At 77.6% G+C, this 1,041-nt stretch carries 1 pseudogene; it reads left to right on the top strand.

Annotated features, from left to right (window positions below):
* A pseudogene (locus tag ACWDX9_RS63650) lies at nt 1-1,041 on the top strand (hypothetical protein); the annotation flags it as partial.

The following is a 1,041-nucleotide window of genomic DNA, read 5'->3' as shown; positions in this document are numbered from 1 at the left end:
CCGGGCGGCGCTCCACGCGCTCCTGGCCGACCTGGCCCTGCGCACCGCCAACGAACAGGACCCGCTCCGCCGGGATCTGCTGGCCGCTCTGCGGGACGTCCCGCCCGCGCTGCTCGACGACTCCTGCGCGGGGACGCTGGAGCGCATCGCCGCGGACGCCGTCGAGGCCCCGGACTCCTCCCCCGCCACCCAGGACGAGCTGCGGAGCCTGGCCGGCCGGGTCCTGCGGCACCACGACCCGGCGACCGAGCCGGCGCTGACGGCGTGGGCGCTGGGCACGTACGGGAGGCTCGTGGCGCGGCACGGCGCGAGCGGCCTGCCCGGCCGGGAGCCCCGGCCCACCCCCGTCCGCCGCCGCTACCGCGCCCGCGGCCCGGTCGCGGACTCGCACCGCCTGGACCGGGTGCTGCGCGCTGGTCAGGAGCACGACCTGCTGGCGGTCCTGCGTCCGCATCTTCGTGCCGCGCGCGAACGGGAGGACTTCACCCTGGCCGTGGCCCTCGCCCACGCGCTCGGCCGCCGTTCATGGGTGCTCGCCGAACTCCAGGACGACCTGCGCGCCGCCATCCGCACGGCACCGGAGGCGCTCGCCCGCGAGGCCGCCGGCTTGTGGCTGAACCGTCCTCATCGCCGCCTGCGGAGGACTCGTGCCGCAGCCGCCTCTGGGGTGCAAGCGCCGGAGCGGTCGAGCGGCCTCAGGATCGAGCAGGAGGGGCGGCCAGGAGGAAGCGGGAGCGTGCGGGAGGAGCGGGTGCTCTGGCTTGTGCGGGAGGACGCGTCCGCCGTGACGCTGCCCGCCGTCTGGCGGACCGTGGCCCGGCGTCGCACCGATCTTCTCCTCTCTCTGCTGGACGGCCACCGCAGCGGCCGCTTCGCGGACCCCGCGTGGGTGCCGCGGATCGACGGCGGCGACGCCGGACGGTGGACGCCCGCCCAGCGTGAAAGGGTTCGCGCCGAGCTCACCGCCGCCGTCCACGACGAAGGGCTGCCCATCGCCGCGCGGCTGGCCGCCGTCCAGGCGACCGGCCGGGTCGGCGGCGG

The sequence above is a fragment of the Nonomuraea sp. NPDC003201 genome (genome assembly GCF_053590415.1).
This window is presented reverse-complemented; position numbering and strand designations above follow the sequence as displayed.